This is a genomic window from Paenibacillus sp. FSL K6-1330 (genome assembly GCF_037976825.1).
Taxonomy (GTDB): Bacteria; Bacillota; Bacilli; order Paenibacillales; family Paenibacillaceae; genus Paenibacillus_AQ.
In genome coordinates, this window is sequence record NZ_CP150269.1 from 7,183,290 (window position 1) to 7,209,332 (window position 26,043).

General features: G+C 49.4%; 30 protein-coding genes. 11 read left to right on the top strand and 19 right to left on the bottom strand.

The genetic code is table 11. The features are described from left to right. Positions 1-87: 87 nt before the first annotated feature. A complete protein-coding gene (locus NYE54_RS32695; protein WP_215161194.1) occupies positions 88-426 on the bottom strand; it encodes a helix-turn-helix domain-containing protein in 339 nt (112 codons plus the stop codon). A gap of 127 nt (positions 427-553) precedes the next feature. Between NYE54_RS32695 and NYE54_RS32700 the strand changes: the two genes are divergently transcribed. Continuing rightward, on the top strand, positions 554-958 hold the full coding sequence (locus tag NYE54_RS32700) for a DUF4440 domain-containing protein (RefSeq protein WP_339268842.1): 405 nt from the start codon (positions 554-556) through the stop codon (positions 956-958). 86 nt (positions 959-1,044) lie between these two features. Here the strand turns inward: NYE54_RS32700 and NYE54_RS32705 are convergent, their stop codons facing one another. The 5 genes from NYE54_RS32705 to NYE54_RS32725 form a co-directional block, all read right to left on the bottom strand. Next, positions 1,045-2,022: a ring-cleaving dioxygenase gene (locus NYE54_RS32705; RefSeq protein ID WP_339268844.1), complete on the bottom strand. Its 978-nt coding sequence runs from the start codon at positions 2,020-2,022 to the stop codon at positions 1,045-1,047. A 235-nt stretch (positions 2,023-2,257) separates the two neighbouring features. After that, the gene (gene def, locus NYE54_RS32710; RefSeq protein ID WP_339268846.1) at positions 2,258-2,776 is read right to left on the bottom strand and encodes a peptide deformylase; all 519 of its coding nucleotides are present in this window, start codon (positions 2,774-2,776) and stop codon (positions 2,258-2,260) included. 4 nt (positions 2,777-2,780) lie between these two features. Further along, positions 2,781-3,023 carry a helix-turn-helix transcriptional regulator gene (locus NYE54_RS32715; RefSeq protein WP_215161186.1) on the bottom strand — a complete coding sequence of 81 codons (243 nt, stop codon included), beginning with the start codon at positions 3,021-3,023 and terminating at the stop codon, positions 2,781-2,783. Positions 3,024-3,139: 116 nt separating this feature from the next. After that, complete coding sequence (locus tag NYE54_RS32720) at positions 3,140-4,093, bottom strand: DMT family transporter (protein ID WP_339268848.1); 954 nt, start codon at positions 4,091-4,093, stop codon at positions 3,140-3,142. A 260-nt stretch (positions 4,094-4,353) separates the two neighbouring features. Then, positions 4,354-5,865, bottom strand: coding sequence for a copper amine oxidase N-terminal domain-containing protein (locus NYE54_RS32725; protein WP_339268850.1), 1,512 nt, complete (start codon positions 5,863-5,865; stop codon positions 4,354-4,356). A 257-nt stretch (positions 5,866-6,122) separates the two neighbouring features. Here NYE54_RS32725 and NYE54_RS32730 point away from each other — a divergent pair, with 257 nt between their 5' ends. The 4 genes from NYE54_RS32730 to NYE54_RS32745 all read left to right on the top strand — a co-directional run bounded on the left by NYE54_RS32730 (position 6,123) and on the right by NYE54_RS32745 (position 10,613). Continuing rightward, complete coding sequence (locus NYE54_RS32730; protein WP_339268852.1) at positions 6,123-6,812, top strand: response regulator transcription factor; 690 nt, start codon at positions 6,123-6,125, stop codon at positions 6,810-6,812. After that, positions 6,809-7,813, top strand: a complete 1,005-nt coding sequence (locus NYE54_RS32735; protein ID WP_339268854.1) for a sensor histidine kinase — start codon at positions 6,809-6,811, stop codon at positions 7,811-7,813. Before NYE54_RS32730 ends, NYE54_RS32735 begins: the two co-directional genes overlap by 4 nt. 99 nt (positions 7,814-7,912) lie before the next feature. Further along, a complete protein-coding gene (locus NYE54_RS32740) occupies positions 7,913-8,674 on the top strand; it encodes an ABC transporter ATP-binding protein (RefSeq protein WP_339268855.1) in 762 nt (253 codons plus the stop codon). Then, complete coding sequence (locus tag NYE54_RS32745) at positions 8,664-10,613, top strand: ABC transporter permease (RefSeq protein WP_339268857.1); 1,950 nt, start codon at positions 8,664-8,666, stop codon at positions 10,611-10,613. Before NYE54_RS32740 ends, NYE54_RS32745 begins: the two co-directional genes overlap by 11 nt. A gap of 146 nt (positions 10,614-10,759) precedes the next feature. On the opposite strand, the gene NYE54_RS32750 is transcribed toward NYE54_RS32745, so the two are convergent. From NYE54_RS32750 to NYE54_RS32780, 7 genes are all read right to left on the bottom strand, one after another. Beyond that, positions 10,760-11,245 (bottom strand): DinB family protein, encoded by a 486-nt coding sequence (locus tag NYE54_RS32750; protein WP_339268859.1) that lies wholly within the window; start codon positions 11,243-11,245, stop codon positions 10,760-10,762. A gap of 137 nt (positions 11,246-11,382) precedes the next feature. Next, a complete protein-coding gene (locus NYE54_RS32755; RefSeq protein ID WP_339268861.1) occupies positions 11,383-11,784 on the bottom strand; it encodes a hypothetical protein in 402 nt (133 codons plus the stop codon). Positions 11,785-11,904: 120 nt separating this feature from the next. After that, positions 11,905-13,137 carry an MFS transporter gene (locus NYE54_RS32760; RefSeq protein ID WP_339268862.1) on the bottom strand — a complete coding sequence of 411 codons (1,233 nt, stop codon included), beginning with the start codon at positions 13,135-13,137 and terminating at the stop codon, positions 11,905-11,907. Beyond that, positions 13,130-13,558, bottom strand: a complete 429-nt coding sequence (locus tag NYE54_RS32765) for a MarR family transcriptional regulator (RefSeq protein ID WP_076323737.1) — start codon at positions 13,556-13,558, stop codon at positions 13,130-13,132. The genes NYE54_RS32760 and NYE54_RS32765 overlap by 8 nt, the downstream gene beginning before the upstream one ends. Before the next feature lie 272 nt (positions 13,559-13,830). Next, complete coding sequence (locus tag NYE54_RS32770; RefSeq protein WP_339268864.1) at positions 13,831-15,165, bottom strand: D-arabinono-1,4-lactone oxidase; 1,335 nt, start codon at positions 15,163-15,165, stop codon at positions 13,831-13,833. Continuing rightward, positions 15,162-16,349, bottom strand: coding sequence for an amino acid deaminase/aldolase (locus NYE54_RS32775; RefSeq protein ID WP_339268865.1), 1,188 nt, complete (start codon positions 16,347-16,349; stop codon positions 15,162-15,164). Before NYE54_RS32775 ends, NYE54_RS32770 begins: the two co-directional genes overlap by 4 nt. Before the next feature lie 220 nt (positions 16,350-16,569). Next, on the bottom strand, positions 16,570-17,343 hold the full coding sequence (locus NYE54_RS32780; RefSeq protein ID WP_339268867.1) for an HAD family hydrolase: 774 nt from the start codon (positions 17,341-17,343) through the stop codon (positions 16,570-16,572). Positions 17,344-17,445: 102 nt separating this feature from the next. Between NYE54_RS32780 and NYE54_RS32785 the strand changes: the two genes are divergently transcribed. The 3 genes from NYE54_RS32785 to NYE54_RS32795 all read left to right on the top strand — a co-directional run bounded on the left by NYE54_RS32785 (position 17,446) and on the right by NYE54_RS32795 (position 19,438). After that, the gene (locus tag NYE54_RS32785) at positions 17,446-18,144 is read left to right on the top strand and encodes a cyclic nucleotide-binding domain-containing protein (protein WP_339268869.1); all 699 of its coding nucleotides are present in this window, start codon (positions 17,446-17,448) and stop codon (positions 18,142-18,144) included. A gap of 80 nt (positions 18,145-18,224) precedes the next feature. Beyond that, complete coding sequence (locus NYE54_RS32790; protein WP_339268870.1) at positions 18,225-18,713, top strand: RNA polymerase sigma factor; 489 nt, start codon at positions 18,225-18,227, stop codon at positions 18,711-18,713. After that, on the top strand, positions 18,710-19,438 hold the full coding sequence (locus NYE54_RS32795) for a zf-HC2 domain-containing protein (RefSeq protein ID WP_339268872.1): 729 nt from the start codon (positions 18,710-18,712) through the stop codon (positions 19,436-19,438). The genes NYE54_RS32790 and NYE54_RS32795 overlap by 4 nt, the downstream gene beginning before the upstream one ends. A 33-nt stretch (positions 19,439-19,471) precedes the next feature. Here NYE54_RS32795 and NYE54_RS32800 read toward each other — a convergent pair whose 3' ends face one another. The 5 genes from NYE54_RS32800 to NYE54_RS32820 all read right to left on the bottom strand — a co-directional run bounded on the left by NYE54_RS32800 (position 19,472) and on the right by NYE54_RS32820 (position 22,823). Continuing rightward, a complete protein-coding gene (locus NYE54_RS32800; protein WP_339268873.1) occupies positions 19,472-19,906 on the bottom strand; it encodes a hypothetical protein in 435 nt (144 codons plus the stop codon). Positions 19,907-20,002: 96 nt separating this feature from the next. After that, the gene (locus NYE54_RS32805; RefSeq protein WP_339273743.1) at positions 20,003-21,064 is read right to left on the bottom strand and encodes an LLM class flavin-dependent oxidoreductase; all 1,062 of its coding nucleotides are present in this window, start codon (positions 21,062-21,064) and stop codon (positions 20,003-20,005) included. A 262-nt stretch (positions 21,065-21,326) separates the two neighbouring features. Continuing rightward, positions 21,327-21,836 carry an SRPBCC domain-containing protein gene (locus tag NYE54_RS32810; RefSeq protein WP_339268875.1) on the bottom strand — a complete coding sequence of 170 codons (510 nt, stop codon included), beginning with the start codon at positions 21,834-21,836 and terminating at the stop codon, positions 21,327-21,329. Between the two features lie 25 nt (positions 21,837-21,861). Next, positions 21,862-22,197 (bottom strand): metalloregulator ArsR/SmtB family transcription factor, encoded by a 336-nt coding sequence (locus tag NYE54_RS32815; protein WP_339268877.1) that lies wholly within the window; start codon positions 22,195-22,197, stop codon positions 21,862-21,864. Positions 22,198-22,466: 269 nt separating this feature from the next. Next, positions 22,467-22,823 (bottom strand): nucleotide excision repair endonuclease, encoded by a 357-nt coding sequence (locus tag NYE54_RS32820; protein ID WP_339268879.1) that lies wholly within the window; start codon positions 22,821-22,823, stop codon positions 22,467-22,469. Between the two features lie 154 nt (positions 22,824-22,977). Here NYE54_RS32820 and NYE54_RS32825 point away from each other — a divergent pair, with 154 nt between their 5' ends. Together NYE54_RS32825 and NYE54_RS32830 are read left to right on the top strand one after the other, a co-directional pair. Continuing rightward, entirely contained in the window at positions 22,978-23,289 is a 312-nt protein-coding gene (locus NYE54_RS32825) for a hypothetical protein (RefSeq protein WP_339268881.1), read from the top strand. 655 nt (positions 23,290-23,944) lie between these two features. After that, positions 23,945-25,150, top strand: a complete 1,206-nt coding sequence (locus NYE54_RS32830) for an MFS transporter (protein WP_339268883.1) — start codon at positions 23,945-23,947, stop codon at positions 25,148-25,150. Between the two features lie 122 nt (positions 25,151-25,272). Here the strand turns inward: NYE54_RS32830 and greA are convergent, their stop codons facing one another. Beyond that, a complete protein-coding gene (gene greA / locus NYE54_RS32835; RefSeq protein ID WP_076323724.1) occupies positions 25,273-25,749 on the bottom strand; it encodes a transcription elongation factor GreA in 477 nt (158 codons plus the stop codon). Positions 25,750-25,842: 93 nt separating this feature from the next. Between greA and NYE54_RS32840 the strand changes: the two genes are divergently transcribed. Continuing rightward, on the top strand, positions 25,843-26,037 hold the full coding sequence (locus tag NYE54_RS32840; RefSeq protein WP_339268885.1) for a hypothetical protein: 195 nt from the start codon (positions 25,843-25,845) through the stop codon (positions 26,035-26,037). The last annotated feature ends 6 nt before the right edge of the window (positions 26,038-26,043 follow it).

The following is a 26,043-nucleotide window of genomic DNA, read 5'->3' on the forward strand; positions in this document are numbered from 1 at the left end:
ATTTGTATTTAAACCAGAATTGATGTACTTAATCGGTGAATGTGTGCATCAAAGGATATTTCTTCTGATCGAGGCTATCTTGAAGTGCTATTCGTTAGGGACCTCTTGAGAATCGATATACAATTGACCCAAAATAACCATCTGCTCAAGCAACGCTTCAAATTTCCGGCCAAATTCCGTTACCGAGTACTCCACCTTGGGAGGCACCTCTTGATACACCGTCCGTTTCACGATTCCGCTCTCCTCTAACTCCCGCAATTGCACGGTAAGCACATGCCTTGATACTTCAGGTATTCTCCGATGCAGCTCACCAAAACGCAGGGTTTCCTGAAACAGCTCATACAGGACTCGGGGCTTCCACTTCCCACTAATCATGTGCAAGCCCACTTCAGCCGGGCACCCATATTTCTCATCCTGATATGGCATATGTATTACTGAGCCCCCTTGGTCATTGGTCATAAATAGATGACTATGTCATAAAATTGTGCGTACTTATCACAGCTTTCATTTTCAGATAGGCTATTGCTATCATCATACAGAAAGAGGAGATTCAATGAAACCATTTACTCCCGCAAGCCGAGTTTGGAAGCCCGAGGATATGAATGCTGCATTTGCTGACGCGTATAACTCAGGGGATATCGATCAGGTGCTGGCATTGTATGAACCGAACAGTATTCATGTCCACCGCAATGGAAGCTTGGAGATCGGAATTCATTCTTTCCACCATACGCTGGAGGAACTGCTGCTGCTTCAAGGCAAGATGGTCTCCACCAATCTATACTGCATTCCATTTGAAAATATTGCTATGCTGCGTGCCCATTTTACCTTGCGTACCTCGGACCGGGATGGCCAACCTCTTCTGCTTCAAGGTTATACCTCCGAAATCGTGAGACAGCAACCTGACGGAAGCTGGCTGTACATCGTGGACCATCCGTTTGGTTCGGATGAAGTGGAATGAATAGTAAGATCCATTATTTCAGCGATACAAAAAAAGCAATCCGCCCTTGTCGTAAATAAGCGGATTGCTTCTTAAGATTCATTACATTATTCCTTTACGAATTCCTTCGTGCTGCGCACCGTATCGATTGGACGAACCATACCCTCGATCTGCTCGCGCTTTGGCTCCAGGAATGGAGGCAGGGACAACTTCTCGCCCAGCGTTTCATATGGCTCATCGCCCATGAAGCCTGGACCGTCGGTTGCGAACTCAAACAGAATTTGCGGTGCAACACGCGCATACAGGGACTGGAAGAAATAGCGGTCTACAAAGCCCGATGTATGGAACTGGAAGTCGTCCAGACGCTTGATCCAATGTTCCAGCACTGAGCGGTCCTCGACCCGGAAGGCCGCGTGGTGTACGGTGCCGAAGCCTTGCTGAGCTCTTGGAAGCACGGCGTTGTACTCAACAACCACCTGTGCGCCATTACCGCCTTCACCAACCTCAAACAGATGAAGTGAACCTTCCTTGTCGATTTCCTTGAATTGGAGCACTTTCTCCATCATTTCCTTGAAATTATCGAAGTTGGATACCCGTACAAACACCGGGCCGAGTCCTGTAATCGCATGCTCCAGCGGAATTGGTCCCTTCTGCCAAGGAGTTCCTGAAGCCACACCCTCGTTGTTCTCATCGGAGATGAGCTGATACTGCTGATCGTCAAAATCAACAAAGGCGAGTGTCTTTTTGCCAAACAACTCTTGAATGCCTTGATGCTTCACATCCATTCGGTTAAATCGCTTGACCCAATATTCGAGCGCTGCATCGTTAGGGACACGGAACGAGGTTTTGTAAATCTCGTCTGTACCATGTCTGCCCTGCGGGATCCCCGGAAAATCGAAGAAGGTCATATCTGTGCCGGCACTGCCCTTGTCATCTGCAAAGAACAGGTGGTATGTCTGAATATCGTCCTGATTAACCGTCTTCTTCACGAGCCGCATGCCGAGCACATAGGTGAAGAACTCGTAGTTCTTCTCGGCACTGCTCGTAATGGCTGTTACATGGTGAATTCCTTTTAATCCGTTCATGATTAAATTCCTCCGTCTCTTATATTTAGAAAGTGTTTGCCCAACCTTCATAAATTATTATTTCGATTTAAAACATCTTTAATTTAAGATAATAATATCACGAGAATTCTGTTCCGTCAACCTTCTACACTCAAAATCTTATTTTAGCCGTGCATGATATACAAAAAACGGCCGGATATAAGAACATCCAGCCGTTCTATTTCTTTCCTCATAAGAGAGAGACTCTCCATGTCCGTTATGCGCCTGTATTGGATAACCCAATGACAGGAAATAGCTCGATGCGTTGATGGGTCTCCTCGTGATACAACCATCCATCCCGAACATGGTCCACAAACAATATGCCGTTCAGGTGGTCAATCTCATGCTGCATACATCTGGCCAGATAATCTTCGCCATCCAGAATTACCGTCTCGCCTTGGCGATTCAATGTCTTTACCTTAACTTTATTGGCTCTCTTCACATATCCGTAATACCCTGGATAAGAGAGACACGCTTCAGGGCCCATCTGTTCCCCGTCCCTCTCTACGATTTCTGGATTAATCAGCTCGATCAATCCTTCTCCGCAGTCCATGACAATAAGTCTTCGTAATATACCGATTTGTGGTGCGGCAAGACCAGCGCGCCCTTCGCTGTCATACAGCGTCTCTGCCATATCATCCAGAATCTTCAATGCTCTGGCATTTACGGTATCAACTGGCCGGGCGATCTTTCGCAAGATCGGATCACCGAATGGCACAATAGCTTTAACCGTCATTCACTTAAGCCCCCTTAGTTCTAGAAGGAGGTTTATGCACCCATAAGTCACCTGGAGTACACTCTAAGGTTGTGCAAAGGGCATCTAACGTCTCTGCCTTCATCTGCCTGGGCTGGTTCGTCAGCAAGGCACTAATGGAAGCAGCTGACAGGCTGTAATTCGCCTTCTCTTTCATCAGCCGCGCCAAAGCCGCTCCCGACCATATCCCTCTCTCCGCCATCACATTACGTAGCATCCATTCGAGCAAAGGGTCCCCCTCCCGTTCCATTCAAATATTAGCTCACACCTTATTTTATTAGGTGCTACCTAATATCTCAAGCCTTTTTTAGGGATCTAACCGAAAGTTCTCAACTACAAACTTAATTAAGCATGTTTGGATTCGTTCCGCCTACGCGGTTTCCTCTTAGAACTCGCAGACCTCCCTGCAATGCTGGTCCCGATCACGCCGATAATGACGAGCGCTGCCCCGATAACATGATAATAAGCCAGCTCTTCATTCAAGAAGGCGACACCTCCAAAGATCGTGACCACAGTGGCCAGATTGTTAAAGATGCCCATTCGGGATGCCTCCATCTGGGATAATGCATAATTTGACAGTAGCGATGTTCCAAGGGAGGACAAAACGCCAAGATACAGAACGGCCCATACGAAGGACGGATGCAGAAACGGGTCAAAATAATGTACGAGCGTCCCCTGCGCAGCATGTTGAGCGGCCGACATCAGGTTAAACAGCACGAATCCGATCATCGACATGATGAACGTTATATCCAGTACCGACTGCTTCTGCGTCAATTTGCGTGCCATCACGCTGTATATCGCGTTGGAAAGCGCCGACAGCAGAATTAATACAATCCCGAGCGTACTTGATGTCTCGAAGGAAACGCCCTTCAGCACGAATATAGAGATAATCCCTGACACTGACAACACGGTAAATAGCTTTTGTGCCCAGCTGGAGCGTTCCTTCAAAAACAGTGACGCCAAGAGCAACGTAAAGATCGGTACGGTAGCGTGTATGATCCCGGCCTCGGCCGAAGAGGTGTAGACCAAACCGAAGGTTTGCAGCGTAAAGAACAGGAATGGATAGAATATGGCCAGCGGCACGATGGTCAGCAGCCGTTTCAGATCCAGCTTGACCTTTCTACGGGCCATGAGGAGCGCAAGCGATGCGACAATGAACGAAATGGTGAACCGGTGTGCCAACGTATCCAGCGGGTTAGCAACGATCAGCGCCAGCTTCACAAACATAAACGAAAAACCAATGATGACCGTATATCCTAACGCAGCGGCATAGGCACGGCTTGTATTCGGTGTATTCATAATAAGTATATCTCCTTCATCTTCTCTATTTGAGTCCAACCAGGAAGTTGGTGCATTTGCTACTTATCTTACGGCATGAAGGACTTCGTTTCGATTTGAAATAACGCCAACTGTACCGGTACAGTTGGCGCGATAAAGGAAGTAATGACAAAAAGGCTGCTTCCCATCATCCCAAGATGATAGGAAACAGCCCCGCTATACTTTAAATCCTAACGTTTCATAACAGGCATACCCAGGCCCGTTATCAATAACAATCAGCGTTAATCACGTTTAATCGAAATCCAACCGTCGCCCTCCTGATGTAACGTTGCGCCGAGCGCTTCGGCCATAAACCGAAGCGGAACATAGGTTGAACCATTGCTATGCACGAATGGAGCTTCCTGCAGCGTCACGTTTTCACCGCCGACGCTGGCTGTTTTGGAGCCTACGGTCAATACGATTTCTTCCCCTGTCAGATCATTGATGACTTTAATTTTCTTCGAGCCTTTGGTCCACTTCACTTCAGCATCCAACTGGTCTGTCAGGTAACGAAGCGGAACGAAGCTTTGGTTGTTTTTCTTGATGACACCATATCCATAATCATCGCTCGAGGGGCTGAGGAACATCATTTTTTGCGTAATCTTCAGGTCATCCTTCAACACGTTATAGATGATGGAATCCTTCTCGAAGTTCCGCAGCACTTGGCCTGGCGTCACGGTCCCGTTCAGGACGTCGAGAACGCCTTTGGTCGTGTCTACCTGATTGGCTTTGACCGCGCCACCGATGTTCCATACTTCACTCTCGGAATAAACCTTAAAGGACTTCAGCGGCAGTTCCTCAGAAGCCGGAAGTGCGATGTTTAGTTCCAACGCACTCTTGCGTGTATTCAGCTGCTCATCGAAGAAATAATCCAGCTTGAGTGTTGTATCCTTGCCGAAGACCGTTTCGGATCCAGGAACCTCCTCTAATAACTGTTTCTTCTGTTCATCGTAATTTACCATCAGCTCGCTCAAACCGCCATGAACCATTTCGTAAAGCGAAGCGACGGCTTCTTCCTTGGACTCTTGCGGCAGAAGCTCCACATCTTCGCCGTAGGTCTCACCAATGCTGGTCATCATCGGATAAATAGCATCGTAAGCATCGCCTATCAACTGCTTCAAACCGGCTTCGTCCTTAAGCAAACTCTCTGCGAATGGTTTGAACATATTCAGAATTTCCTCACCCGTCAACTCCATATGGAGATGCGTCAGGTTCAAGCTTTCCCCGTTCACCTTCTCCTGAGCGGACTTCACCGCTATTGTCGATGGATTCGGGAAATGCTTCAGCACAAGCCCTGCCGCCTTCTTCACGACATCTTGAATCGCCTGCTCATACTGACTGGTATCAGGCAATCCGGGAACGGTTGTATCCATCGATAGATAGAACGGCTGCTTGGCGCCTTCCAATTGAATCGCCATTCCTTTGGAATCCATGGATATATGAAGCGGAATTTTCTTGTCCGAATATTGGACACTGCCCTGAATGGACACCGTTTTGCTATCCTGCACGATGGCATGGTCCATATTGAAGGATAACGAATTAATGAGATCAATCGCTTGTTTATCTTCAGTCGATAGGGCCTTGTCTGATGGCACCACCTCGAATCGAATACTTGCCTTGGATTCGCTGGATTTAACATCGAGACTGGTAAGCAACGCCTTGTTGATATCCAGTCCCCCGACAGCCTGACATCCTGTCATAACGACCAGCACAGCTGCAACGAGTACAGTCAACCATTTGAACTTCTTATACATAACGATAGTTTTCCCCTCCCAAGTCATAGGCTCATTTCTATTATGGGAAGTGAGGAAATGTTTGTAAATAGGTATTTAAGCCTCGTCACATGCGCACACGCAGAATGGCTGCCCACAGATAGCACATATCGACATTTTGCTATACACTGGGAATGAAATATGGATAGTAAAGTGCAAGTTCAACAGTCAACTTTTTTTAGCACCGGGAAGGTTTGCAAAGGGGCTTTTGAACAACCCTATAAAGCGTGGTGAATCTCTTGTTTAAAATTATGTTAATCGAAGACGACGTGACCCTATTCCATGAAGTGCAGGAGCGCCTTTCGCAATGGTCGTATGATGTTTATGGCATCCGCGATTTCAGCGCCGTACTTCAGGAATTTACAGCGGTTCAGCCCGATCTGGTCATTATCGACATCCAGCTGCCGAAGTTTGACGGGTTCCATTGGTGCCGAATGATTCGCTCCCACTCGAACGTGCCGATTATCTTCTTGTCTTCCCGCGATCATCCGACCGATATGGTAATGTCCATGCAGCTTGGAGCCGACGATTTCATTCAGAAGCCGTTCCACTTTGATGTCCTGATTGCCAAGATCCAGGCCACCCTGCGCCGGGTATACAATTACAACACCGAACGGACAGAGCTGAGAACATGGCGTGGAGCCACCGTCGAATTCGGTAAAAATACGATTAGCTGCCCTCAGGGGACCGCTGAACTGACTAAGAATGAAATGTTCATTCTGAAAATCCTTATGGAGCGAAAGAATCAAATCGTCAGCCGGGAAGATCTAATCAAGAGCTTATGGGACAACGAGCATTTTGTCAGCGATAATACCTTAACCGTCAACGTCAATCGGCTGCGCAAGAAGCTGGAGCCCCTCGGTCTTGATCCTTACATCGAAACGAAGGTGGGACAAGGTTATATCGCCACGGAAGAGGCCCATGCATGATGATGGCCTATATCCGGGAACGACTAAGCTGGATTCTGTTCTTCCTGTTTCTGCAGCTGCTGTTTCTGTTCATAGCCGCCGTGGACTCCCAGATCCCGTTCTTGCCCATCCTTTATATCGTGTTTCTGTCGACGCTGTTCTTCCTGGTGTTTCTGTTTGTGAGGTACAATCGGGAAACCAAGTTCTACAAAAGCCTCCAGGCGTGGGATGACACCTACGATTTAGCCGCCATCAGCGAGCCGGAGCACCCCTTTGAAGCGATTGCCATGGACATCCTCTCCCTCCAGACCGAGCGCTTCAAGAAGGAATCCTCCATGCGTCTAATGGAGATGCAAGGGGAAAGGGACGAGCTGTTATCCTGGATTCACGAAGTGAAAACGCCGCTCACCACCATGCAGCTGATGATCGAGCGCATGGAAAATGAGACGTTAAAAGCTCAGCTCCAGTATGAGTGGCTCCGCATCCACCTGCTACTTGACCAGCAGCTGCACCAGAAGCGCATCCCCTTTATCCAGAATGATCTGCTGATCGAGGTATCCGTGCTTGAGCCGATCATCTTCCAAGAAATACGTGCGCTCAAGTCCTGGTGCATGCAGAAAGGCATCGGATTTGACGTTTCCCTTGAGGTAACGGAAGTGCTCAGTGATGCGAAATGGCTGGGCTTTATTATCCGCCAGCTGTTAACCAACGCGGTCAAATACAGCAGCGCTTCGGACATTATCGTCGAGAGCGAGCTCACGGATGATCATGTCAGACTCACCATCCGGGATTCCGGACGCGGCATTGATCCGAAGGACATGCCCCGGATTTTCGACAAAGGCTTCACCTCAACCACCTCGCATCAGGACAGTGCCGCAACAGGCATGGGGCTCTATCTGACTCAAAAAGTAGCCGATGCCCTGTTGATCCGCATTCAGGTGGAATCGAAGCCGGGCATCGGCACCACCTTCACCTTAATCTTTCCGAAACGGAATGATTTTGTGAGCATGACCGGCATGTGACAACAATGTCACATGCTTTTGCGCTTTGTTCGGCGAATCGAAGGAAAAGGCGCTCCGACTCCTTTATGATAAGGACAGATAACGAAGGAGTGAGTGAAATTGGCAATTCTTGAAGCTAACCAAATTCATAAAAGCTACGGCAACAAATTCAATAAACAGGAAGTGCTGAAGGGCATCGATATCCGCGTGGATAAAGGCGAGTTCGTCAGCATCATGGGCGCATCGGGCTCAGGAAAAACCACGCTGCTGAACGTGCTCTCCTCGATCGATAAAGTAAGCCTCGGCAGCATAAAAATCGAGGGCAAAGAGTTTACGGGTCTCAAGGAGAAGGAGCTGGCGGAGTTCCGGAAGCACCATCTGGGATTTATTTTTCAGGAGTACAATCTGCTGGATACCTTGACCGTCAAAGAAAACGTGCTGCTGCCGCTCTCCATCAAGAAGGTATCCAAAAAGGAAGCCGATCAGAAGTTCCAAACAATCGCGACCGAGCTTGGCATCTACGAACTCAAGGATAAATATCCGAACCAAATCTCCGGAGGACAGAAGCAGCGAACCTCTGCCGCCCGGGCGTTCATCCATGATCCGAGCATTATTTTTGCCGATGAGCCGACAGGGGCGCTGGACTCGAAGTCCGCTTCCGATCTGTTGAACAAGCTAAGCGAATTAAATCAGAAGATCGACTCCACGATCATCATGGTTACCCATGATCCCGTGGCCGCCAGCTATTGCACCCGGGTGGTCTTCATTAAGGACGGACAGATCTACACCCAGCTGAATAAAGGCGAGCAATCCCAGCAGGCCTTCTTCAATGACATCATTAAGACTCAGGGCGTGCTAGGCGGTGTTCAGAATGAACATTAATTATCTGATCTACCGGAATTTGAAGAAGAATATCAAAAATTATTATCTGTATGTATTTGCGCTCATCTTCAGCGTGGGCCTGTACTTCGCGTTTGTTACGCTGCAATATGATCCGGCAATGGATGAAGCGAAAGGCTCCGTTAAGGGGGCGGCTGCGCTTGGCGCGGCTTCCGTGCTGTTAGTAGCCATCGTGGCGATATTTCTGCTGTATGCCAACACGATCTTTATTAAACGGCGCAGCAAAGAGATCGGGCTGTTTCAACTCATCGGACTGACCAAGGGTAAGATATTCCGAATCCTCAGCGCGGAGAATCTGATTCTGTATTTCGGCTCGATGGTCATCGGCATTTTTGCCGGATTTGCGGGTTCGCGCTTGATCTTAATGATTCTGTTCAAGATCACCGGCGTTGATACCAAGGCGGCTCTAACCTTCTCCACCGAAGCCATGATCCAGACCGTGATTGTGTTTGCCGTCATATACGTGTTGATCATGATCATGAATTATACGTTCATCAAAAGACAGAGCATTCTGTCCCTCTTCCACGCGGTATCCACAACCGAAAACCGGGTGAAGAAGATGTCCTTCTTGGAAATGCTGTTCGGTCTGTTTGGAATCGGGCTCATCGTGCTCGGTTACTATGTATCCACCAAGCTGTTCAGCGGGGATTTCACCACCATGAACGAACTGTTCATGGCCATGATCCTGATCTTGGGATCGGTTATCATCGGGACCTATCTATTCTATAAAGGGTCGGTCAGCTTTCTATTCAATGCCATCCGTAAGAGCAAGGGCGGTTACTTGTCCCTGAATGAGGTGCTGTCCCTCTCCTCCATCATGTTCCGCATGAAATCGAATGCGCTGCTGCTGACCATCATTACGACCGTATCCGCACTCGCGATCGGACTATTGTCTCTCAGTTATATCTCATACTATTCTGCAGAGAAATCAGCCGAGCAGAGCGTGCCCAATCACTTTGCGGTTGCGGACCAGAAGGATTTTTCCGCCTTTATCCAGGCACTTACGGATGAAGATATCGAATTTAAGCAGACCGAACGCGACGTAATCCAGGTAAATGCGGACCTATCCGACATTATCGGGGCCAGCCTGGAGATATCTGGGCAAGTGGATTCCAGTTCCATGATCATCCCGGTCATCAGTGATGCCAGCGTGAAGGGCAAGGATGTTTCCCCCGGAGAGACGCTGTTCACGGGATACAGTGACGCGATCCAGCAATTTATGGCGATTCAGACCACAGGAGAAATTGAACTCATAAGCCCTAAACAAAGCTTTAAGCAGAAGCTTATCGGCTTGGACAAGGAAGCCTACGTATCCTATTTTTATGCAAGCGGCGGGCTGCCGACAGCGATTGTGGATCAGACCGTATTTGATAAGCTGGCTCAGGATTTGGATCCGAAGATCCAGAAGAAGACCAATGTCTATCTCGGCATTGATATTGTGGATCCAAACGCTGTAGATCAGGCCAATCAGATCTTTAAGAGCCTCGGCATTAGCGAGGAAACAGGGAACCTCTCTCAGACGGAAATGGCCTTCAACCAGAAAAGCAATATGGGCTTGATGATGTTCATCGTGGGATTCCTGGGACTTACCTTCCTGATTACTTCAGGATGCATCCTGTACTTCAAGCAGATGGATGAAGCTGAAGAGGAGAAACCGAATTATACCATTCTTCGGAAACTGGGCTTTACTCAAGGAAACCTGCTGAAGGGAATTCAGATCAAGCAGCTGTTTAATTTCGGCATTCCGCTGGTCGTCGGGTTGTCCCACAGTTACTTTGCCGTTAAATCCGGCTGGTTCTTCTTCGGAACCGAGTTGTGGCTGCCTATGGTCATGGTTATGCTGTTATATACGGCGCTGTATTCCATATTCGGGTTGTTATCCGTAATGTTCTATAAACGGGTAATTAAAGAAGCGTTGTAAACGAGGTGCATGGTTGGGCCCAGGAATGATTCGGGTTCCATCCATGCATTTTTTCTTTTTTTAGTAGGGAGATCTCTAGAGACCCGGGAGAAAGCAACTTCGAAACATTCCAATCGTGGACACCTTAAGGTGTGAAAAACCGCGGATTACCATTCCAGCGCTCTGCAGCTCTTCTGCAGCTTCCGAATATACACAATCTGGCCGATATGATAGGCATTGTGCAGGGTGGCATTGCTTATGATCTCCCACCACTTAGCCGGCCCCGGAAATCCGTTCACTTCCTGCTCAAGCTTGGTCTCTGACAGCAGTTCCTGCCACTGCAATAAGACCGCTATCAATCGGTCTCTCAACTCTGCAAAGGTCGCGTGATCCGGAATGATGAAGCTTAAATGATTGCCCCCAATAGAGGGCACGGCATCTATCCGCGATTCACGGTACCTGGACTGCCACGTTTCATTCCAATACAGCAGGTGCTGTATGATCTCAACAATGCTGTGACTCTCGTTGGCAGGTGTCCAGAACGCTTCATCCTCGGTCAAATGTTCCACAGATTGCTGGAACGGGATATGCCAGCTGGGATCATTCACATTCGCTAACATTTGATTCATTAGAACATCATTTGCATGCGCCATGGGTCATTCACTCCTTCATGCGCCCGGTAATGAGCAGCATCACAAATCATGACTAATTTTACTATAGGATGAAGTCCTGTGATTCGCAGAAAATGATTAAAATTATTCTTTCTCGGCTAGTCACGCACGCATAGAATCTACCTCACATGGAACAAGTCCAAATAATACTGCGCCGTTGGCGTATCATTCTTGAAACGCAGCTCGATTTTCTCCCCGCTTCCCTTGCACAGGCCCACCGTAATCTCAAAATAGCTTGCCCCGTGCATCGCATCAACAGGACTTGCATGATGGTCTTCCTCCGTCATCGTTGACCGCTCGTTGATCGATAGAATCTGTTCGCAGCCAAAAGAAGGATAGGTCTCATGGTATATATCCTGAAGTGACGATCGGATAACCGGGTATAGCTGCTGCAGCATGGCCTTCTCGAGCTGCTGCTCTCTTGACTTCTCTTGTGGCCGTGCGTAGGCTGCGCTTCCTACCGGGCCGAAAATGAGGAGGCCGCTTAGAAGCAGCAGACAGAAGGTTAATTTGGGCTTCACGTGCATTCACCTTTTTCGTTTTTCTGCTTAGGATTTCCTATTGGAAGCTTATATAGTCCTCCTTGCATTTTCGTTCATGCATGCCAAAAAAGACTGCCTCAGCGGCAGTCTTACATGACTTTAAATCTTTGATGTATGCACGACAGCATGCCCGTCGTTCCCGTCTTTTTCTTTTTTCCCAACTAAGAAGTGATACAGCACAATACCCGCAGCGAGCAGGACTGCCATCGCGATGTACATGCCCCGGAAGCCGACAAGCGGTGTCAGGAAACCAAGTATAAAGGGCCCGAACCCGATGCCCACGTCCACAAATATATAAAAGGTCGACGTCGCAAGTCCAATCCGGTGAGCCGGTGAACGCTTGATGGCAAGGGCCTGGGAGCTGGACTGCGTCGTACCGTAGCCCAGACCGACAAATACGGCCGAGAGCAGCAAGGTCAGACCGTGGTGGGCTTGACTGAGCAGCACCATGCCGATCGCAAATGAAAGTATCGCGGGATACATCACCACGTTGGCCCCTCTTTGGTCAAACCACCGGCCCGTGAACGGTCTCGACAGAATGACCACAATAGCGTAGACAATAAAGAAATAACTGGCTATTTCGGTCAAACTGATCTGTCCGGCAAAGATCATGAGGTACGTTAAAACGCTGGAATATCCGAAACCCATGACGAAGCTAACCAGTGAAATCGGTAATGCTTTCGGTTCAATAAAATTGGATAGTTTCAATCCTTGCAGATCCTTCTCTTGCTCAGCGGTCAGCACCAGCCTCGGTATGTTCATAAAGAATGCGGACAACAAAGAGAGAACACCCAGTACCGCGCACAGCGTGAAGTTGGCCATCATCGAAGCATGTTCGTTAATCATCAGACCAATAAAAGGGCCAATGGCCGAAGCGATAATGATACTCACGCCATAATAACCCGTACCTTCACCCCTTCTGGAGTTCGGAATCAGGCTGGCTGCAATCGTGCCTGTTGCCGTTGAAGCGAGTGCGAAGGCTATGCCGTGGAAGAACCGGACAATGAGCAGCACGCTCAGGCTGTTCACGATGAAATATAACCCGATAAGAACGCTAAAGGCGATCAGACCGGTAAAAAGAAGTTTTTTGCGCCCGATCCTCTCAATGATGCTGCCTCCAATCAACCGTCCAATCAAAGCGCCCACGACAAAAATGCTGGAAGCCAAGCCAGCCATTCCTGTCGATGCATGAAATTCATTCTTCGCATATGAGGACATAATGACCACTAATAAATAAAAACATAAAAAGAGCAGGAAATTGACGCCAAACACAATCAAAAAATCCTTGCTCCACAATCGATCTCGCGAGTCTGCTTGCTCCAAGTTAATCACCTTTTCTAATAATGTTGTCTCTGACCGTCTCCATCACACGAATAACCGTGGCCTGTTCCTCAGCAGAGACACCTTCCATAATCTCCTGTTCATATTGGTCGAACACCTTACGGACTTGCTGGACAACGCCAACTCCCGTCTTGGATAGCTGAATGCGCTTCTCCCGTTTATCACGTACCGGAATTTGCTCCACGTAGTCGAGCTTAATCAGCGCGTTCACGGTTCGGGTTACCGTGGGCTTCTCCACGTAAAGCATTTTGGATAGCTCCACCAAGGTCATCGACTCATAAACATCCAGATAGTACATAATGGACCACTGGGCATAATACAGGTTATAGTCTTCAAGCTTACGGTTCAGCTCATTGACGAAAGGGCGATGCAGCGTAAAATATTTATGGAAAAAATGTCTGTGGGCGTCCATTTGATACCTCCATTCAAAATGGTTACCTTGGGTAACTATTTATTGATTATAAAGAAGATCCTTTGCATTGTCCATCCCAATTGATTTCCAATTACAAACGCTAGCCGCTTTCCAATCAGCATAACGACGCTTATTCTCCCTGTTTTGAAATGATCTATTCGCTTCTTGCCCCTTCCGTGAGCGAACATCGGGCAACAAAAAAACCGCCCTTGGGCGATGGAAGATAAGACAACCATCTAAGGGCGATTTTATTTGAGATGTTTGATCGTGGTCTAGCCAATATCACTGATCGAATCGGAGATGGGCCCAGATACATCGAACAGCCTGCCCATATAATCACTCAGCAGGATGCCATCCGGGTCCAGCTCTTCCCGAACCGCACGGAATGCTTCCCACATCGGATAGAGCTCCTTCAATTGAGCAGCCTCAAGATTATGCATTTTTCCCCAATGCGGCCGGCCGCCATACCGGAGGAAAATTCGCTCCATTGCATGGAAGTAATCTTCATACGGCATGCCTTTATACATATGAATCGCAATATAAGCGGAATCCCGGCCATAAGCGGGGCTTAACCATATATCATCGCCCTTGGCATAGCGGCATTCCACAGGGAAATGCACATGATACTTACTACGGGACAGCTCTGCCCGCATGTCTTCAATAACCCCATTCATCGACTCTACCGGAATGTTATACTCCATTTCGTTGAAACGTACGAGCCGCTGGGTCGCAAACAGACGATGGCTGTAATTCACTTTACGACCCAGAGGAACCTGTGACGCCGAGAAACGGCTGACATACGGACTTGCCTTCGGCACCTTCCGGCACAGCTCCGAGATTAGACCGAAAAGGGTATTCTCCACCAACACTTCACTGATATAATCCCTGATCCGATGTTCCTTCACTTCTTGATCCGTCTTATTCATCAGCTTGATCTGGCACAGTTCCGCATAAGGGAACCAATAAAATTCGAAATGGCGGTTCTCTTCCGCTAATCGAGCCTGCTGCTTCAAGCATTCTTCGAGAGTTACTCTCCGGCTCTCATATTCGATTTTGTACGCCGGCTCCAGCCTCAACGTCACTTGCACGATAATGCCGAGTGTACCCAAGGAAACCTGCAGCGCCTTGAACTCATCGGGATGCGACTCCCTGCTGCACTCCAGCACCTCGCCTGTGCCGGTGACCACCGTCAATCCGACAACCTGCGTGGATATATTCCCGAATTCCCGGCCCGTACCATGCGTCCCCGTACTGATGGCGCCAGCAATGGACTGCACATCAATATCCCCCAGGTTCTCCTGAGCCAGCCCATGCTGAAACAGCAGCTCCCCGAGCAGCTTCAACTTCGTCCCCGCCCACACGGTGGCTGTTCTGGCTTCAGCGTCGACATGGACCAGTCCCTGCATGGCGTCCAGGGAGACCAGGCAGTCCTCGGATGCAGCAATGGGAGTAAAAGAATGTCCTGAGCCGACCACCCGCAGCCGCCTGCCCTCCTGCCGGCACATCTGCACCATCTTCACCACTTCCGGAATGGATGCAGGATACAGCACCGTTCTTGGATTGGCTCGCACCGCCCCCGACCAATTGGACCATTGGACCTGCTTCATAGAAAACACTCCCCCATTCCACGGTAGGTGGCATATTCGCCCACGATACGGCCTTGCGAGACCGCATACAGCACCTTGAATCGTTCGCACAGCTCCCCGGCCTTCGCATGACGGAAGAACACCGGATCTCCCAGGCCTAGCTTCACATGGGCAGGCAAGCGCAGCGGCGTTTGAACCTCACCGGCACCCTCCAGCGAGAACAGCTCCAGTCCTTCAGGCAAATAGGGCTTCGCCAGCTTATCCTTATCCGCTGTTCCCGATGCTGTGTATCCCCCGCCCATACAGGTCACGATCCCTGCCTTCGGTATCCGCACCACCTCTATGGCATAAGCTGCTGCCGGCTTATAACGGAATGACGCAAAATGGTCGAACAGCCCCGGCGCATAGAAGCCCGATCCGGCGGTGATCTCGGTTACCCACGCTTCCTTCCGGGAGCTGTCTAAACTTCCGGTTCCCCCTGCATTGACGAAGCGGAGCTGGATATCCATGGCGTTAAGCCGCTCCACGGCTTCCTGCCTCCGCTTGGCGGCCTCAACGATGGAGCGGCTCTTCAGCCACCGGACCATCGTATTCTTTATATGCTTGCCCGATGCGTTATCCCCGACGCCTGCCACCTGCGCCTCGTATCCCATGATGCCGTCCAAGCGAAGCCAAGGGGAGTGGATAATCCGTTCTACAATGGGATACAGGCTCTCCCACGAATGGACGGGCGATCGCCACACACCGAAGTGGAGGCCGGGATAATGTACCGACATATCCAGATCAATGCATAGCGGCATCACGGTACTCTGTTGTTTGGCGAACTGTTCGATGTGCTCGACATGCTCCACGCTGTCCACCATTAAGGTAATCGAGCGGCCTTCGCTAACCAGATTCACGATGGACCGAACCGCTTCCGACTGCCACTGCGGATAGCCAAGCAGCAAATCATCGAAGCCTTGTTCTGCTAGAAATACGGCTTCCGCAGCGGTATAACACATGATCCCTTGAAACATGGGATCCGAATCCAGGATACGATGCAGCACATCCACGGAGCGGATCGACTTGCTGGCCAGCCGTACCTTCTTGCCTCCTGCAGCCCGCGCAATCGCTCGTGCATTGTCATCCAGCATGTCCAGATCCACCAAGGCAAACGGCCTCGGGATTTCCGCGAATATCTCTTTATAGTACTCGTATGTCGACATCCCTTTATCAACACCTTCCCGTTTCCCCTCACGCCTATGCCACATGATATTCTCGAAGCCTGCGGATTATCCTTCCGCACACCACCATCCACGTAAATAAAAAAAGCCCAGCCGGTGGTTGGCTGGACGAATTTATCGTATAGGAAATATAGTGCGTCTTATGTTTCTTGAACCGTGAAGTATGTTGAAACTCTATATATCCCGAAGGAACCTATCGAGCCTACACACTTGTCGCAGCATATTGACGCCCAAGCGCCTGCAGCCGTTCCGCAATCGCATGCTCGATATCGCGATCCAGCGGCAGTTGTTCCGAGGCGTAGGGTGCCAGCAGCGGATGATCACCGATCATTACCGCGTGCAGCGCATGCTGGAACATCGTGATATCATTGGCATCGTTGCCAAAGGCAACATACTCGCCCTCCTTCACGCCCAACTGCTGAAGCCCGCTCCATTTATGTATCCCCTTAGGGCTGATATCCAGTACATTTTCCCCACCATGCACGTGAACAACGACATCCAGTTCTCCCAGCCTCTCCTCCACTTCCGCCATATGGTCCGAGGTCAGCATCAATATTTTCACAACCGAAGTCAGCTCCTGGAGCGCCACGTTCTTAGCCAGCTTGTGTGGATCCAAATTTAGCAGAATCGGATGATCCACAGGACCGGTATAGGCATAGTCCCATTCTCCATCAATCAAATAGCTCACGTTATACGTTGTTAACAGCTGAAGAAGGCTCGGAAGCACCTCGCTGTCAAAGCCCGCCGTGGAGATCCGCTTTCCCCCTGCCGCCACCATCGAACCGTTGCCTCCGATCATCGGGTAGTGATGAACACGCTCATGAAGGACGGGAAGCAAATCGCGAATCGGCCGGGCGGAAGCAAAAATAACCTCATGCCCTTGCGCCACCAGCTCCTCCAATGCCTTCAACAACTCGTTCGAAACCGGCTGCCCTTTAAAACAGATCGTTCCGTCCAGATCAAATACAAATTTCATGCCCTTGCCCTCCTGTATCTTCTCATTGCTCTTATCATAGCAGTTGATCGTATAATGAGAAGGACATTTGTCCAGAAGAGAAAGGAGCAACCATAAAGACCCATGAAACTACTTGATGATGCACCCTTGCTGAGAGCCAAGCTGGAGCAATTTCAATTCGAGAGCATGCTGGATCTGAGCAAGCCTGTGCCTTTTACATTGCAGCAATACGAGCCTGGCGAGATCATTCTGCATGAAGGCTTCGCCATGAATTCCCTTTTGTTCCTCGTACAAGGAAAGATCAAGGTGACCTCCAGCATCGAAACCGGTAAATCGCTTCTTCTGCGCTTTGGCCATCCTTTTTCCATCATCGGGGATATTGAATTGATTCGAAGCGTCCCGGTCCAATCCCAGATTGAAGCCGTTAACGAATGCCTGTTCATCGGGCTGTCCTTTGACTATATTAAGCAACATGAAATAACGAACGCTCGCTTTACGTCCACCTTGCTGGATCACCTGAGCTACAAGCTTCAGACGTGCACGACCGCTTCCCGCGTCAATCTGTTGGCATCGGTGGAGAACCGGTTTGCCAGCTACCTCATGTCCACCCTGTCACCGGGGTCCAATCCTTCCTTTGGGATGGAGCTGAAGACCGACCATATCGGGGAGATTGCCAGCTTGCTTGGCACCACGCACCGACATTTGAACCGGGTGATGTTTGCCTTCGCCCAAAAGGGGGTCCTGGAGCGGAACGGACAGACCATCCGTATTCTGGACTGGAACGCCATAGAGGTGGCATCGAATGGGATTCGCTATGAGTAGATCGCCCGGCCGAAACTTTTTTCTCAAGTTCTTGTAACGAATCGGCCATGGGCCGGTCATATAGGCAAGGAGGTGAACAGGTGACGGATTTGCACCAGATCTATCATCAGTACTTTCAAGATGTGTATCGGTTCCTGCTGTCGCTTAGCAGAGATGAGCATGTTGCGGAAGAACTTACACAGGAGACGTTTTTTAAAGCGCTGAAGCATATCGATTCGTTTCAAGGTACGTGCAAGCTTAGCGTTTGGCTCTGCCAAATCGCTAAACATACATACTTCTCCTACCTAGATAAGCAAAAGCGATATGAGCCGGCCCCACAAGTCGAGCACAGCAGCGGTCTGGATATCGCATGGCAAACCGTCGATAAAGCTGAGGCTTTCCGAATCCACCAGATTCTGCACTTGATGGACGAGCCATATAAAGAGGTGTTTACGCTGCGGGTGTTCGGGGAGTTGTCTTTTGGCGAAATCAGTCAGCTGTTCGAAAAAACTGAGAGCTGGGCAAGAGTCACATTCTTTCGAGCCAAGCAAAAAATTCAAAGCCTGTACGAGGAGGAGAACCGACCGTGAGCCGAGTTTCATGTGATATTATTCAGGATTTGCTGCCCTTGTACTATGATGATGTGTGCAGCACAGACACGAAGGCCCTGGTAGACGAGCATCTTGCAGATTGCCCGGATTGCCGGGAGGTGCTGAGCCATATGAGTTCCTCTATGTCCTTGCCTGCCCAAACAATCGAGCAAAACAAACAGGAGAGTGCCGGTTTACAGCAAGTTGCCGCCCAGTGGTCGCGGACCAAGTGGAATTCGTTTATTAAAGGTTTATGGATCACTTGCCTAGCAGTTGGACTCCTGTTCCTGGTGTATGTGGGCCTGTTCAAATGGAACATTACCAGCGTGCCTACCCGTGTTATACAAGTATCCGATATCAGCCAGCTGAAGGATGGGCGCATTGTCTATCATGTGAAGATGACTGACGGCTACAACGTCAATCAAGCTAAAGGTCACTTGGATGCCAACGGAAACCTGTATTTGACACCCCAGCGCCCCATCATCAAGTCCAAAAAGTTCGCGGATATGGGATTATCCAACATGTATTATTCCAATGATATTAAAGAGCGAAATGCCTATGAGAAGAGCTTTGGCGATGGTGTTCAAATCAAGGCCCTCTACCTGGGAACGCCCGATGACCGAATTCTGATCTGGGAACAAGGTATGGAGCTGCCTGCGGCAAGCAAGTCCGTCGAGTTGCAGTTTAAGAGTGATGAGAATGAAAACAAGAGACCGCCAGGGTAGCCCATTAGGCCCCGAGCGTTCTCTTGTTGAACCTCAAACTGTCGTAACGGGTCTAAACAATAATCTCCACTCGATCCAAGCGTAGACCAAGCCGACCACCCCGAACAGAATAATCGCGGTGCTGACATAGAGCTCATATTCCTGTATGAATCGAACCTCATAGGATTCATAGAACAGGAAAGCCCCAGCCCCGGCCCACATCACGGCATACAGCAGAGCATACAGGATGAGGGAAGCTCTAACCCATCGAATCATGCCGATTAGCCACGATAACGGGAGCACGATCACCGGATATAGGATCGAGGATAAGAAGATCGGGATGATCACCAACACCAGACCCATATTACGAAGGCCATAATATTCCGTCGTTGCAATCTTATATCCTTCGATATACTCCAAGCCTACGATCGCACCGGTAAACATCCATATAAATACGAACCACAGCAGAAAATATCTGGCAACCCGCAAGATGTACACCACCTTGTCCGTTTATGTCATAAACGGTATGGTCCGAAAAAAGGTTACGTTTAATTCCATTTCATCTCAATAAAAAATGCTGTCAACTTACTCCGCAGGTTCACCAGCCGCTTCCCAGCGGTCGATTTCCTTGCGCACCCGAGGGGCGACTTCGGTTCCCAGCAGTTCAATGGCTCGCATGACTTCATCATGAGGCATCGTTCCCACCGGCACGTGCAGCATGAAGCGGGTAATGCCCACATGCTTGCGCAGGTGAATGATTTTTTGGGCGACCGTCTCCGGGTCCCCCACATAGAGCGCTCCTTCGAAGCTCCGAGCCGCATCGAATCTTGCGCGGTCGTAGTATCCCCAGCCCCGCTCCCGTCCCAATACATTCATGCTGGCTTGGGTGGATGGGAAGAACTTGTCCGCTGCCATCTCCGTATCCTCCGCAATAAATCCATGGGAATGCGAGCCGATCGGCAGCTTCGATACATCATGTCCCGCATGCGCAGCGGCTTCTTTATACAGCTTAACCAGCGGCGCGAACTGCAGGGGACTTCCGCCGATAATCGCCAGTACCAGCGGCAAACCGAGCAAGCCTGCCCGCACGACCGATTCCGAATTGCCTCCGCTGCCAATCCACACCGGCAGCGGATTCTGAACCGGGCGTGGGTAGACGCCTAAGTTATGAATCGCAGGGCGATGCACGCCCTGCCAGGTTACTTTTTCCGACTCGCGGATTTTGAGCAGCAGCTCCAGCTTCTCGTCGAACAGCTCATCATAATGGCTCAGATCATAGCCGAATAACGGGAACGATTCGATGAACGAACCTCTGCCTGCCATAATCTCGGCACGGCCGTTCGAGATGGCATCCAAGGTGGCGAAATCCTGAAACACCCGCACCGGATCAGCGGAGGACAGCACCGTCACCGCACTGGTCAGCCGAATCCACTTCGTCTGCGACGCAGCCGCAGCGAGCACAACCGCAGGCGAAGATGCCGCATAATCCTTACGGTGATGCTCGCCTACCCCATACACATCCAATCCCACCTGATCAGCCAGTACGATTTCCTCAACAACCTCACGCAGCCGCTGCGCATGGCTCATCACTTCGCCTGTCTTCACATCTGGCCAAGTCTCTACGAACGAGCTAACTCCAATCTCCATCATGATTTCCTCCTATTATGCTTTGCCGTGGGGCAGAACCGTAGGCAAAGATTATCGTTGCTTCCCGCCTAAGAGCATTCAACATCGTTATCTAGCATTCAATTATCTTTATATTGAACTTTTAGCTCGGATTTTTCAAGTTACAAGTTAACTGATAACGTGGATTCTGTGGATTCGATGCATAATGAATTCAAAAATGGCCGGCATCCATGCGGATTCCGGCCATTTCATTTTACCTTTTAACCCTGTATTTGAGCTTGGCTTATTGCTTTGCTGCCAAGTATTCCTCCAGGCGATCCCAGGTTTGGGTAATGCCTTCTTCCATTCCCATGTCCAGCACGATTTTGAGAGCCTCCGGAGATTCGTACACTGCCCGGCTGATCAGCTTGGTCTTTCCATCCTGCTCTTCGAATGACATTGTGACCGTTGTTGCGGGCATTCCCTCCGCAATATTGCCTTCTGCATCCGAGAAATAGTCGATGTAGACAATTTTCTCAGGCTCCTCAATTTCTTGGTAGACCGATTTGCCCCAGGATTCCATGCCGAAGAAATCCCCCTGATTCTTATCCAAACACTTCATGCAGTAATGCCACGAGCCGCCCGGACGGAAATCCATCTTGGATACGGTTACCTCCCATCCGCGAGGTCCCCACCACTGCTTCAGATGCTCTCCATCCGTAAATACCTTGAATACCAGCTCCCTAGGTGCATTAAACACACGTTCCAATACAAGTACTTGCCCTTCAACCCGCGTAATCATTTGGTTTGTCATTATCAATTCCTCCTCATATTAGGTGTTAATCCTGTTTCTTACCTGTTCCTTCCGATTGCAGTTTCTCTAAGTAGTTATCCAAGTTGTCGAAGCGCTCGTTCCATATGCTTCGGTAATTATGGAGCCAATGGTCCAGTTCTACAAACGGTTCCGACCGCAGCATGTAGTTCCGACGGTTCGCCTCCGCCCTTACTTCCACCAGCCCGGCATCCAGCAGCACCTTCAGATGCTTAGACGCTTGTGGCTGCCGAATGTCAAGACGTTCAGCGATTTCCCCTACCGTTAAAGGCCCTTTCAGCAGGAGATCCACAATACGAAAACGGCTCGGTTCGGCTAAAGCGTTAAATGTGGTTAGTTCCATATTGTTGTGATGACTGGTACAGACCCGCTGCTGTAGCGTTTACGGTGATTGTCTGTTCTCTCTGTCCACGTCACCATCATCACCTCTTTTTGCTGATTTAATGGTGTGCCGTACTTCCTAATCACAATATACCACGATAGGAATATTCCTGTAAAGGAATATTAAAACGAAATTTTTGATTTCCTTTATCACAACACAAAAAAGCAATAAACGCGGGGCTTTACTCGGGCCACGTCTATTGCTTCTTGTCACTTTATCCTTCGTATTCCTTACTTAAAGAACACCTTGTCTACATTATATTTGGCCTTGAATTCATTAATGATATAGGTTTCATAGATCTCTCTATGAACGGCGTCTTCAATGATACAGACCTCGATTCGTGTAACCTCATCCCGATGCTCCTTGATCGGAGAAACGCTATCTTCAAAATGCTTCTTAATCCGCGGTCTTAACTTTCTTGCTTTGCCAACAAACAGGAGTTCCTCCTTGCTGTTGTAGAACATGAAAATCCCGCCCCGATCTCTTGGAATCAGGTGAAAATCTGTAAATCCGTAAATGTGGCTCAATTCCGGAGCTGCCTGCTTGGTAATGGTGACGTCTACCTTGGGAATGGTTATATTGATCACGACTAACGCTCACTTCCTCAACTCATATATTGATCTAAATCGTATCACTAATCTGCTTATTTGCCCATGCGGGAAATTCAAAAGCACCCCTCTCTAGGCGTCCGCATAGGATGGAAACTAGGTATGACTAATAACGATGGGGGTCTTTTACAATATGAACATTCAATATCCCGGACACCAGGAACAAACCTTGTATCAAGCTGAACCCAACATGAAGCACAACATCAAATCGGTTCGCGATCAAATTCACCATCTATGCAAACAGCACGCGAATCAGTTGGTTCGTGTCGAAACGCTTGACGGCGATGTTTTTGAAGGGACCATCATGCATTGCGAAAAAGGGATTCTGTACTTGAGCATGCCCGGATACGGAAACCAGCGCGGCTTCGGCCCCAGTTATTATAACAATGTAATTCTGCCACTTGTCCTCTTCGAATTGCTTGTCATCACCTTGCTTTACATCTAGAAGAAGGGCTTACATTGTTATTCGGCAGCCTCCCGCGTACTTCCCAGCCTAATAACCCGATTAAGGAGTGAATCCATTATGGCATTTATGCCGCCGCAAGGACCCCAGGGACCGATGCAAGGGCCCTCATCCCCGCCTCCAACATCTGTCCCCCAACAGCCTATGGCCAGTACCTTCGCAGTTGATCCTGGAGCGATTAGGGGCTGTTTGTTCAGAAATACCTATATTTGGCCGACACATGGACCCGGCTTCTGGTTTTACCCGACTTTTGTTGGCCGCACCTCGGTTGCCGGCTTCCGCTGGACGGGATGGATGTGGGTATATTCAGGGCTCGACTTAAGAAGTATCGAGTCGTTCACCTGTTTCTAAAACCCTTATATTCAAAGTATGGATCAGCAGGCTCGATAAATGGCCTCGATGATCCGCCCGCTCATCAAGAGAGTGCCCCTGCGGTACTCTCGAGTTCTTGCATACTGGACAAGCTTTCCTTTAGTAGGGGCTTCCCTATTCAGGGTATCCATTTTCCCCAAAAAATAAAGTTCTTGATTATCCTCCGACAACATTAAATAATATGTAACAGTCCCTCTTTAAAACCGATAATGATGATTGGGATTATATCTTTAACAAACACAGTAGAAAGGTTGACTTGAACACCATGGATATATCGCAACACGCCACTGGGAAAAAAGGCGCCAAAGAGCCATTTCCCATCTCTATACTGTCTCTCACCGTTGGTGCTTTTGCTATTGGCATGACGGAGTTCGTCATCATGGGAATACTCCCTAATGTCGCGGATGATCTGAATGTCAGCATTGCATCGGCCGGGCAGCTGATTACGATGTACGCCCTCGGGGTAGCCGTAGGGGCACCTATTCTAACCGTTCTAACCCACCAAATTCCACAAAAAAAGCTGCTTTTGCTGCTCATGGGCCTGTTTATTCTGGGTAACGGTATTTCGGTCTTCGCTCCGAGCTATGCCGTTTTGATGGGTGCCCGCATGCTGACCGCGCTGACGCACGGTACTTTCTTCGGTGTGGGAGCCGTCATCGCTTCGAACCTGGTGCGACCGGACAAGCGTGCTGGGGCGGTGTCCATCATGATGGCCGGATTAACGATAGCCAATATCATTGGGGTTCCGATTGGCACCTTCATCGGCCAGACGATGGGCTGGCGTGCTTCATTCGCCGCGATTGCCGTTATGGGGGTGTTGGCATTGATCGGCATCCTGATCTTCATTCCGAAGCTACGGCAGGAACAAGCTTCAAGCATCGTTCAGCAAATCACAGCACTCATTAGACCACAACTCCTTCTCTTCCTGCTGATCGGGGCGTTTGGCAACGCTGGCCTGTTCGCCGTCTTCACTTATATTGCGCCGCTGCTGATTGAGATCACCGGCTTTGCGGAACCAAGCGTCACCTGGATTCTGATCCTGTTCGGTATCGGCGTAACCGTCGGTAATATCGTGGGCGGAAGGCTGGCCGACTGGAAGCTGCTGCCCTCCATTCTGGGCGTTTACTTTGCGACGGCCGTCATTCTTACCATCCTCACCGTGACCATCCATAACCCGGTCACAGCCGTGCTGACCATCGTGCTGTGGGGAGCTGCCTCTTTCGCCGTTATGCCGGGCATGCAGGTGCGCGTGATGAGTCTGGCCCAGTCCGCTCCAGCGCTAGCCTCCACGGCAACCCATTCTGCGGGCAATCTCGGAAATGCAGCGGGGGCCTTTATCGGAGGGTTGGTCATTACGCATCTAAGCTTAACAGCCCTGCCTTGGGTGGGCGCTGGACTGGTGGGACTTGCCTTCATTCTGGGCGCAGCCTGCTATATGTATGAGCGCAAGGCCGTAACGGCTAATGCTTAATCTGCTCCATTAGGTATGTAACTCTAGCCTGCCATACGGGGTTGAATCATTAGAAAAGGCGTAACCGGACATCGTGCTTCCGGTTACGCCTTCTATTTATATATTCGTTGATCCATCAGCGATTACAGAGCTTTGATCTCCAGCAGCTCATACTTGACGATACCCATCGGCGCTTCCACGTTGACTTGATCGCCAACCGCTTTGCCCATCAGTGCTTTGCCAAGCGGACTTTCGTAGGAGACTTTATTGTTCAATACGTCGGCTTCTGCCGGTCCTACGACCTGATATTCAAGCTTCTCTGCAAACTCGATGTCGTTCAGGACGACATTCGAACCAACATTCACCGTTTTCGAGCTTACATGCTTGGCGTCGACAATCCGGGCGTTGTTGAGTGTTTTTTCCAGGATGATGATGCGCGTTTCCATAAACGCTTGGTCGTTCTTGGCTGAGTGGTACTCGCTGTTCTCCTTCAAGTCACCATAGCTGATCGCGAGCTTGATCCGTTCCGCTAACTCTTTGCGTTTTACATACTTGAGGTCATCAAGTTCTTCCTGGAGTTTATCATAGCCCTCCTGGGTCAAGATCAGTTCTTCTGCCATGTTCATCACATCCACTTTTTAATTTCTTACTTCTAGTGTACTCTTTATTTCGAAAATAAGCGAAAACTTTCTGAAAATCGATGGATGGAATATTTGGGATTTAATGACAATGACGGCGTTGCCGCTACCCAGATTGAACCACTTGGACAGCTATACATGAACGATTATTTTGAACAAATCAGGATCGTTATATACCCCGAGATAAATCAAGCCGAAAAGAAAATCTACATCGCTGCCCCGGCAACCACCCTAGAGGAAGCGAACCATATTCTGAAGAACATGGAATAAAAGAGC

Excerpts from the sequence above, each read along its gene's own strand:
- NYE54_RS32695 (WP_215161194.1), bottom strand. The coding sequence starts at position 426 with ATGCCATATCAGGATGAGAAATATGGGTGCCCGGCTGAAGTGGGCTTG.
- NYE54_RS32700 (WP_339268842.1), top strand. The coding sequence starts at position 554 with ATGAAACCATTTACTCCCGCAAGCCGAGTTTGGAAGCCCGAGGATATG.
- NYE54_RS32705 (WP_339268844.1), bottom strand. The coding sequence starts at position 2,022 with ATGAACGGATTAAAAGGAATTCACCATGTAACAGCCATTACGAGCAGT.
- def (WP_339268846.1), bottom strand. The coding sequence starts at position 2,776 with ATGACGGTTAAAGCTATTGTGCCATTCGGTGATCCGATCTTGCGAAAG.
- NYE54_RS32720 (WP_339268848.1), bottom strand. The coding sequence starts at position 4,093 with ATGAATACACCGAATACAAGCCGTGCCTATGCCGCTGCGTTAGGATAT.
- NYE54_RS32725 (WP_339268850.1), bottom strand. The coding sequence starts at position 5,865 with ATGTATAAGAAGTTCAAATGGTTGACTGTACTCGTTGCAGCTGTGCTG.
- NYE54_RS32735 (WP_339268854.1), top strand. The coding sequence starts at position 6,809 with ATGATGATGGCCTATATCCGGGAACGACTAAGCTGGATTCTGTTCTTC.
- NYE54_RS32745 (WP_339268857.1), top strand. The coding sequence starts at position 8,664 with ATGAACATTAATTATCTGATCTACCGGAATTTGAAGAAGAATATCAAA.
- NYE54_RS32750 (WP_339268859.1), bottom strand. The coding sequence starts at position 11,245 with ATGGCGCATGCAAATGATGTTCTAATGAATCAAATGTTAGCGAATGTG.
- NYE54_RS32765 (WP_076323737.1), bottom strand. The coding sequence starts at position 13,558 with ATGGACGCCCACAGACATTTTTTCCATAAATATTTTACGCTGCATCGC.
- NYE54_RS32770 (WP_339268864.1), bottom strand. The coding sequence starts at position 15,165 with ATGAAGCAGGTCCAATGGTCCAATTGGTCGGGGGCGGTGCGAGCCAAT.
- NYE54_RS32775 (WP_339268865.1), bottom strand. The coding sequence starts at position 16,349 with ATGTCGACATACGAGTACTATAAAGAGATATTCGCGGAAATCCCGAGG.
- NYE54_RS32780 (WP_339268867.1), bottom strand. The coding sequence starts at position 17,343 with ATGAAATTTGTATTTGATCTGGACGGAACGATCTGTTTTAAAGGGCAG.
- NYE54_RS32785 (WP_339268869.1), top strand. The coding sequence starts at position 17,446 with ATGAAACTACTTGATGATGCACCCTTGCTGAGAGCCAAGCTGGAGCAA.
- NYE54_RS32805 (WP_339273743.1), bottom strand. The coding sequence starts at position 21,064 with ATGGAGATTGGAGTTAGCTCGTTCGTAGAGACTTGGCCAGATGTGAAG.
- NYE54_RS32810 (WP_339268875.1), bottom strand. The coding sequence starts at position 21,836 with ATGACAAACCAAATGATTACGCGGGTTGAAGGGCAAGTACTTGTATTG.
- NYE54_RS32815 (WP_339268877.1), bottom strand. The coding sequence starts at position 22,197 with ATGGAACTAACCACATTTAACGCTTTAGCCGAACCGAGCCGTTTTCGT.
- NYE54_RS32825 (WP_339268881.1), top strand. The coding sequence starts at position 22,978 with ATGAACATTCAATATCCCGGACACCAGGAACAAACCTTGTATCAAGCT.
- NYE54_RS32830 (WP_339268883.1), top strand. The coding sequence starts at position 23,945 with ATGGATATATCGCAACACGCCACTGGGAAAAAAGGCGCCAAAGAGCCA.
- greA (WP_076323724.1), bottom strand. The coding sequence starts at position 25,749 with ATGGCAGAAGAACTGATCTTGACCCAGGAGGGCTATGATAAACTCCAG.